The organism is Arthrobacter sp. SPT-J7 (assembly GCF_059089965.1).
Window position 1 is genome coordinate 1 of sequence record NZ_JBNHFF010000164.1, and the last position, 7,558, is coordinate 7,558.

Here is a 7,558-nt window from a genome sequence, read left to right on the forward strand (position 1 = left end):
TGCCGTCCACAATGTCCTTCTTGATCTGGTCCAGCTCGCTCTTCAGCTCGGCGGGAACCTGGGATTCGAGGTCGTGGAACGGAGCCAGCTGTACACCTTCGTTGGCCAGGGTGCCCACGTACGGGGTGTTGCTGAACTTGCCGTCCTTGTCGTCCTTCACCACGGCTTCCACGGCGTCACCCATCGTCTTCATGACGGAGGACAGCATGATGTCCTTGTAGTCCGGAGCGGTGAGGTAGCCGTCGGAGTCAACCCAGATCAGCTTGACGTCCTTGCCCGCGGCCTTGGCTTCCTTCAGGGCAGCACCAGCGCCCTTGCCTACGGGCCCGGCGACCGGCATCACGATGTCGGCGCCCTGGTCCAGGAAGTTCTGGGTCAGCTGCTTGCCCACGTCCTGCTTCTCGAAGTCGCCCGTGAAGCTGCCGTCCTGCGCGTCCTTGTTCCAGCCGAGGAGCTTGACGTCCTTGCCCTTCTGCTCGTTGTAGTACTTCACGCCATCGGCATAGCCATCCATAAAGATGGTCACGGTGGGGATCTTGATGCCGCCGAAGGTGGCCACCGTGCCGGTCTTGGTGGTTCCGGCGGCAAGGTAGCCCGCGAGGAACGCTGCCTGTGCAGTGTCGTAAATGATCGGCTTGACGTTCGCGATGGGTGTCTCGTAGCTGAAGTCGACAATTGCGAAGTGGCTGTCCGGGTTGGCCGTTGCCTGCGCTTTGGTCGCGTCGCCGAGGAGGAAGCCAACAGTGACGGTGAGGTCGCAGCCTGCGGTGACCATGGCGCGCAGGTTGGGCTCGAAGTCGTTGTTGGTCTTGGACTCCACCTGGTTCACCTTGATGCCCAGGTCGGCTTCAGCCTTTTTCAGGCCCTCGTAGGAGGACTGGTTGAAGGACTGGTCGTCGAACCCGCCGGAGTCGGAAACAATGCAGCCGGTGTAGTCGGTGGCTCCGGCGGACGAGGTGCTTCCGGCTTCAGGGGCTGCGCCGCAGGCGGTCAACAGAAGGGCAGAAGCACTGACGGTAGCAAGGCCGGCCATTGAACCGCGCTTGAAGTGTGCACGCAGTGATGACTTCAATTTTCCTCCAGGATGAAGAGAGTGGTGCTACGGCTTGAATTCAATGAGTGTCCGTTTCTGCACTGAAATTCTGTTGTCACTGAGGTCCGCAGCACTGCGCCTGAGCGCACTGATGGCACCTACTTTAGTGGCCTGCGACACGTCCCAATAGCACAGCGGGACCCGTTTCCGGAGATTGTTGACAAGTTGTTACCAACCAGTAGGGGTGCCGCTCCCTGACGGGGCACCCCTCCTTGTTCCGGCCGCTGTTACCGGGTCTGGAGTCGGATCAGCATCCTGCCGGTGTTGGCTCCGCTGTGATTGCCGCTCGGGCCAATGAAGTACGACGGCGCCCCGCGCCGTGGGGACTAAAGGTCGCGGACGGTGCGCAGCGCCGCAGCTGTGAGGACCCGGATGCCAAGGCCCAGGGCCCGTTCGTCCAAAATGTAGTCGCCGCGGTGAAGATCGTATTCCTCGCCGCCGGGGGTCTTGGTGCCAAGCCGCATCATGGCGCCCGGCAGCTCGGCGAGGAACCAGGCGAAGTCTTCCCCGCCCATGGATTGCGGGGTCAGCACCACGGCGCTTTCGCCAATTTCGGCACGGGCGGATGCTTCGATAATGGCCGTTTCGTGCTCGGAGTTCACTACCGGCGGCACTCCCCTGGTGTGCTCGAGGCGGACATCAACGCCGTATGGGGCAGCCACCTGGTGGACCACCTCATCGAGCAGTTCACCGGCGGCGTGCCATGCCTCGCGGTCCAGGCAGCGCATGGTCCCGGCCATGTAGCCGGTGCCGGGAATGGCATTGGGGGCGGAGCCGGCCGAAATCTGGCCCCACACCACTGACACTCCGCTGCGGACGTCCACGCGGCGGGACAGGACGGCGGGAACATTGACGGCGATTTGCGCCAGGGCGAACACGAGGTCCTCGGTCAGGTGCGGGCGGGACGTGTGGCCGCCACGGCCGGAGAGTTCGATCCGAATGGTGTCCGAAGCCGAGGTGATGGCACCTATGCGCGTGCCGATCTTCCCCACTTCGATGCGCGGATCACAATGCAGGGCCAGGATCCGGGGAACCCCATCCAGTACACCCTGTTCAATGCACGAGTGCGCGCCGCCCGGCATGGTTTCCTCTGCGGGCTGGAAGATGATGCGGACAGTGGCGCCGAGCGGCTCCTCCTGATGCATCCGGTGCAGCACCAGGGCGATCCCCAGCATGGTGGTGGTATGCACGTCGTGGCCGCACGCGTGGGTGACGCCGTGGTTCTTCGAGGCAAAGGGCAAGCCCGTTTCCTCGATGATGGGCAGCGCATCAATATCGCCGCGGAGGGCAGTGGCGATGGGCCCCTCCCCGACGTCCACGGTGAGACCGGTGCCATCAAGCCGGCGCGGGCTGAGGCCTGCAGCTTCGAGCCTGTCAGCCAGCTTGTCCGTAGTGCGGAATTCCTTAAAGGACAGTTCCGGGTGCGCATGCAGGTCCCGGCGGAAATCGATCAGTTCCGGCAGGAGCGGCTCAAGCCAGGGAGCCACCAGGGCGGTGGGCTCGGCTTCCGTAGTGTAATTGCGCACTGCTTCACTCTAGCGAGGGTCGCTGGAATCCAAGCCATCGCGGTCTCCGCGTTACATCCCGGGACCGCGCCGCCTCAGAGAACGTCGGTATCCCCGCTGGCCTTCAGCGCGTCCACCGCTGCCTTGACCCGCTGCGAGTTGGCCATGGTGGTTACCAGCAGCGCATCGGGGGTGTCCACGATGACAACATCCTGGATCCCGATCAGTGCGATGACGCGTTTGGTGTCGGTGACCACCACACCGCTGGAATTCTCGGTGAAGACGCGCGCGCCCTCCCCCAGCACCGTGACGTCGTCCACTTCCTTGGCACTGTTGAGCCTGCCCACGGAAGCAAAGTCGCCGACGTCGTCCCAGCGGAAGGAGCCAGGTACGACGGCGACGTCCCCGGCTTCGGCGGCAGGTTCGGCCACGGCGTAATCGATGGCAATCTTGGGCAGCGTGGGCCACACCCGGGCTGTCACTTCATCACGGGCGGGGGTGTCCCAAGCACGGGCGATTTCCTGCAGGCCCTGGAACAGTTCGGGCTGGTTGGCTTCAAGGTGCTTGAGCAGCAGTGCGACCGGCGCCACAAACATGCCCGCGTTCCAGACGTAGTTGCCGCTGTCCACGTACTGCTGGGCCACTTCCTCGTTCGGCTTTTCCACGAACTCCACCACATCCTGGGCACTGGGCGCGCCCTCGATGTGCAGGTCCTGACCGGAACGGATGTAGCCGAATCCGGTGGACGGGTGGGTGGGCTTGATGCCGATGGTCACAATCTTGCCGGCGGCAGCTGTGTGGATCGCCTCCCGCACTGCTTCCTGGAAAAGGCGGTCGGGGCTGATCACCTGGTCGGCGGCAAAGGACCCCATGATGGTGTCCGGATCGCGCTCGTGGAGGATGGCGGCGGCAAGGCCGATGGCCGCGGCGGAATCCTTGGGCTCGGACTCCAGGACCAGGTCCGAATCCTGAAGTTCCGGAAGCTGCCGGCACACCGCTTCACGGTGGGCCTTGCCCGTAACCACCAGTACACGGCTTCCGGCAAGCGGGTGCAGCCGGTCGTAGGTGGCGCGCAGCAAGGTGCTGCCCGAACCGGTGAGATCGTGCAGGAATTTGGGAGCTGCGGCTCGCGACAGGGGCCAGAGGCGGGTCCCCACTCCGCCTGCCGGGATCACCGCGATAAAGCGGTCAATGGGTGAAGCCGGGCTTGTCACTTTGTCTGTACTCATCAAGGCCTACTTTAGCCGACGGGCCATAACGGCCCCCTCCGGGCACCAGCTACGTCACACAGTCCAGCGGATGCGCAGGCACCGACTGTGGTGTTTATCTCATTAATAGGCAGAATCCTTGCCACTGCTGGGCACCAAGGAGTTCCTAAATTGAATAAGCTGTTAGCGGAGCCTAGATTTAGGCCCTGAGCTACGAGTGCTCTCGCAGCAGGCGTTCCCCCCGCGTGGATCTCATGCCAGCGCCGCTGTGTTGCAGGGAGGTTTATCAGTGCCGACAAAACCAGCTGGCACCTTGTACCGCGGCCGTGAAGGCATGTGGTCCTGGGTAGGACACCGTATTACCGGTGTAGTGATCTTTTTCTTCTTGTTGGTCCACGTCCTGGACACCTCTCTGGTACGGGTGTCCCCGGAGGCCTACACCGCGGTGATCGGTGCCTACAAGAACCCCCTGATGGCCCTGGGTGAGACCGGACTTGTCGCCGCCATCGTTTTCCACGCCTTCAACGGCCTGCGCATCATCGCGGTGGACTTCTGGAAGAAGGGCGCCAAGTACCAGCGCCAGATGCTTTGGGCAGTCCTGGGCCTCTGGGTGGTCACCATGGTCGCCTTCTCCATCCGCCACCTGTCCCTCGCGCTCGGAGGTCACTAAGCCATGTCAGCAACGATTGAGAGCCCGCGCAGCGGGCGCATCGCCCCCCAGTACCGCCGCACCGGCGGAAGCCGGGGCAACTTCGAGATGATCGCCTGGCTGTTCATGCGGCTCTCCGGCGTGGTGCTGGTGGTCCTCATCTTCGGCCACCTTTTTGTGAACCTCCTCGTGGGCGAAGGCATCCACGCCATCGACTTCGGCTTCGTGGCCGGCAAGTGGGCCGACCCGTTCTGGCAGCTCTGGGACCTCACCATGCTGTGGCTGGCCATGCTGCACGGGACCAACGGCGTACGCACCATCATCAACGACTACGCCGAAAAGGATTCAACCCGCCGCTGGCTGAAGACGGTCCTCTACTCGGCCACCGTCGTCATCATCGTCCTGGGCACCTTGGTGATCTTCACCTTCGATCCCTGCCCCGTGGTGGACGGCGTTCCCCTGCCTGGCGGATTCTGCCCTGCCTAGCACCGGCACCATCCCGGGCCCGCGGGTACAACCGCGGGCCTTGTTTTGCCGGGCGGGCAACGCCCGCCCGTTGTTTTATTGCGAATTTTGAGAGAAAGAGCGTCTGGTATGCAGGTCCATAAGTACGACGTCGTCATCGTCGGTGCCGGTGGCGCTGGCATGCGCGCCGCGATCGAGTCCGGTCAACGCGCCCGCACAGCAGTACTGACCAAGCTCTACCCCACCCGCTCGCACACAGGTGCGGCGCAGGGTGGCATGTGTGCAGCCCTTGCCAACGTCGAGGAAGACAACTGGGAGTGGCACACGTTCGACACCGTCAAGGGCGGCGACTACCTGGTTGACCAGGACGCGGCAGAGGTCATGGCCAAGGAAGCCATCGACGCCGTGCTGGACCTGGAGAAGATGGGCCTGCCGTTCAACCGCACGCCCGAAGGACGGATTGACCAGCGCCGGTTCGGCGGCCACACCCGCGACCACGGCAAGGCCCCCGTTCGCCGCGCATGCTACGCCGCCGACCGCACCGGCCACATGATCCTGCAGACCCTGTACCAGAACTGCGTCAAGCACAACGTGGAGTTCTACAACGAGTACTACGTTCTGGACCTGCTGACGGTGGAAGAGGACGCAGTCCGCGAGGACGGCACGCCGTACAAGCAGAAGCGCGTTGCCGGCGTGGTCTCCTACGACCTCGCATCAGGGGAGCTGCACGTGTTCCAGGCCAAGTCGGTGGTATTCGCCTCCGGCGGTGCCGGCAAGGTCTTCAAGACCACCTCCAACGCCCACACCCTCACCGGTGACGGCATGGGCATCGCATTCCGCCGCGGCATCCCCCTGGAAGACATGGAGTTCTTCCAGTTCCACCCGACCGGCCTGGCAGGCCTGGGCATCCTCCTTTCCGAAGCCGCCCGAGGCGAAGGCGCCATCCTGCGCAACTCCGAGGGTGAACGGTTCATGGAGCGATACGCCCCCACCATCAAGGACCTGGCGCCCCGTGACATCGTGGCCCGCTCCATGGCCAACGAGGTGCGCGAAGGCCGCGGCTGCGGCCCCAACAAGGACTACGTCCTCCTGGACCTCACCCACCTGGAGCCTGCGCACATCGATGCCAAGCTTCCGGACATTACCGAGTTTGCCCGCACCTACCTCGGTGTTGAGCCCTACACGGAGCCCGTCCCGGTGTTCCCGACGGCGCACTACGCCATGGGCGGCATCCCCACCAACATCACCACCGAGGTCCTGCAGGACAACGACACCGTGGTCCCCGGCCTGTACGCAGCCGGCGAGGTCGCGTGCGTCTCCGTCCACGGTTCCAACCGCTTGGGCACCAACTCGCTGCTTGACATCAATGTGTTCGGCAAGCGTGCCGGTATCGCTGCGGCTGAGTACGCCAAGACGGCCGACTTCGTGGAGCTGCCGGAGAACCCCATCGCCTACACCACCGAACTGCTGGACATTGCCCGCAACGGTACCGGTGATGAAAAGGTGGCCGTGATCCGCAAGGAACTGCAGGACACCATGGACGCCAACATGCAGGTGTTCCGCACCGCGGAGACCCTGAACCAGGTGCTGCGCGATATCGCATCCTTCGAGGAGCGCTACAAGCGCATCAATGTCCAGGACAAGGGCAAGCGCTTCAACCTTGACCTGCTCGAGGCCGTTGAGCTGGGCTTCCTGCTGGAACTGGCCAAGGTGATGACCGTGGCGGCCCTGCACCGTGAGGAGTCGCGCGGCGGACACTTCCGCGAGGACTTCCCGGAACGCAACGACGAGAAATTCATGAAGCACTCCATGGCGTACAAGGACGACCACGCCCCGGCGGACGGATCGGCGGAATCAATCGCCGGCATCCGGCTGGCCACCAAGCCGGTTGTCTTTACCCGCTACGAGCCGATGGTGAGGAAGTACTAAGATGACCGCTGAAACCGCTGAGCCAGCCTCAAAGATTGAACTGCCTGCCGGTGTCGGCGGTGGTGGCGAAATCCCCACGTTTGATGTGAACCTGCGGGTGCGCCGTTACAACCCGGAGGTTTCCGAGGACGCCACGTGGGATGACTTCCATCTCACCATGTACGGCACCGACCGTGTCCTCGACGCCCTGCACAAGGTCAAGTGGGAAACGGACGGCAGCCTCTCTTTCCGCCGTTCCTGCGCCCACGGCGTCTGCGGGTCCGATGCAATGCGCATTAACGGCCGCAACCGCCTCGCCTGCAAGACGCTCCTGAAGGATTTGGACACCTCCAAGCCCATCACCGTCGAGCCCATCAAGGGTTTGCCGGTGGAGAAGGACCTCATTGTGGACATGGAGCCGTTCTTCCAGTCCTACCGCGAGGTGATGCCGTTCCTGATCAACAAGGGCCACGAGCCCACCAGGGAACGCCTTCAGTCCGCCGAGGACCGTGAGCGCTTCGACGACACCACCAAGTGCATCCTGTGCGCTGCCTGCACGTCGTCCTGCCCGGTGTTCTGGACGGACGGCCAGTACTTCGGTCCGGCAGCTATCGTCAACGCGCACCGTTTCATCTTTGATTCACGCGACGACGCAGGCGATATGCGCCTGGAAATCCTCAACGACAAGGAAGGCGTGTGGCGTTGCCGCACCACCTTCAACTGCTCGGAA

General features: G+C 63.5%; 7 protein-coding genes. 4 read left to right on the forward strand and 3 right to left on the reverse strand.

The window, feature by feature from the left end:
• The 3 genes from AC5RWX_RS27955 to AC5RWX_RS27965 form a co-directional block, all read right to left on the reverse strand.
• Positions 1-1,072: BMP family lipoprotein (locus AC5RWX_RS27955; protein WP_494099512.1), on the reverse strand; the 1,072-nt coding region annotated here is incomplete at its 3' end.
• 347 nt (positions 1,073-1,419) lie between these two features.
• Positions 1,420-2,619, reverse strand: a complete 1,200-nt coding sequence (locus tag AC5RWX_RS27960; protein ID WP_494099513.1) for an amidohydrolase — start codon at positions 2,617-2,619, stop codon at positions 1,420-1,422.
• 74 nt (positions 2,620-2,693) lie between these two features.
• Positions 2,694-3,827 (reverse strand): mannose-1-phosphate guanylyltransferase, encoded by a 1,134-nt coding sequence (locus tag AC5RWX_RS27965; RefSeq protein ID WP_494099514.1) that lies wholly within the window; start codon positions 3,825-3,827, stop codon positions 2,694-2,696.
• A gap of 268 nt (positions 3,828-4,095) precedes the next feature.
• On the opposite strand from AC5RWX_RS27965, the gene sdhC reads away from it, so the two are divergent.
• The 4 genes from sdhC to AC5RWX_RS27985 all read left to right on the forward strand — a co-directional run.
• A complete protein-coding gene (gene sdhC, locus AC5RWX_RS27970; protein ID WP_015936418.1) occupies positions 4,096-4,476 on the forward strand; it encodes a succinate dehydrogenase, cytochrome b556 subunit in 381 nt (126 codons plus the stop codon).
• 3 nt (positions 4,477-4,479) lie between these two features.
• Positions 4,480-4,941, forward strand: a complete 462-nt coding sequence (locus AC5RWX_RS27975) for a succinate dehydrogenase hydrophobic membrane anchor subunit (RefSeq protein WP_494099515.1) — start codon at positions 4,480-4,482, stop codon at positions 4,939-4,941.
• 108 nt (positions 4,942-5,049) lie between these two features.
• Positions 5,050-6,849: a succinate dehydrogenase flavoprotein subunit gene (gene sdhA, locus AC5RWX_RS27980; RefSeq protein WP_494099516.1), complete on the forward strand. Its 1,800-nt coding sequence runs from the start codon at positions 5,050-5,052 to the stop codon at positions 6,847-6,849.
• 1 nt (position 6,850) lies between these two features.
• On the forward strand, positions 6,851-7,558 hold a 708-nt coding region (locus AC5RWX_RS27985), incomplete at its 3' end, for a succinate dehydrogenase iron-sulfur subunit (RefSeq protein ID WP_494099517.1).

What these genes read in the sequence shown, in the direction of transcription:
- AC5RWX_RS27965 (WP_494099514.1), bottom strand. Translation starts at nt 3,827, where the DNA reads ATGAGTACAGACAAAGTGACAAGCCCGGCTTCACCCATTGACCGCTTT.
- AC5RWX_RS27975 (WP_494099515.1), top strand. Translation starts at nt 4,480, where the DNA reads ATGTCAGCAACGATTGAGAGCCCGCGCAGCGGGCGCATCGCCCCCCAG.
- sdhA (WP_494099516.1), top strand. Translation starts at nt 5,050, where the DNA reads ATGCAGGTCCATAAGTACGACGTCGTCATCGTCGGTGCCGGTGGCGCT.